This window comes from Halomonas sp. ND22Bw (assembly GCF_003011945.1).
Taxonomy (GTDB): Bacteria; Pseudomonadota; Gammaproteobacteria; order Pseudomonadales; family Halomonadaceae; genus Halomonas; species Halomonas halophila.
This window is the reverse complement of the sequence record NZ_PXWD01000606.1, coordinates 1-288: the sequence shown is the minus strand read 5'-3', so window position 1 is coordinate 288 and position 288 is coordinate 1. Positions and strand designations below refer to the sequence as shown.

Annotated in this window: 1 protein-coding gene; it reads left to right on the top strand. The window is 54.5% G+C overall.

The genetic code is table 11. The features are described 5' to 3' along the window. On the top strand, positions 1-207 hold a 207-nt coding region (locus CVH10_RS26750; protein ID WP_219924864.1), incomplete at its 5' end, for a hypothetical protein. Positions 208-288: the final 81 nt, after the last annotated feature.

Below are 288 nucleotides of genomic sequence, written 5' to 3'. Positions count from 1 at the left end.
CGAACAATTCTCACTCTTTCGGGATACTTCTCTCAAAAAGGCTTCACGGTTCGAGATTCTTGGCTTAAAGTATGTGATCAGCGCAACGCGCTTCTGAACGCAGGCGCACGACGAGCTCTCGATTCGATTGCGTCATTCCTCTCTTGCTGCCGTATGTCGACCTCGGCGGCATTCTCGATTAGTTTGAAGGGCACGCTCAATGACTGACGAAAAGGCAACAGCGAGGCATCCGCGAAAGGTGGCGCAGCTCGCCGCGGCGTCCTCTGCGGTGGAGTGGTACGAGTACTT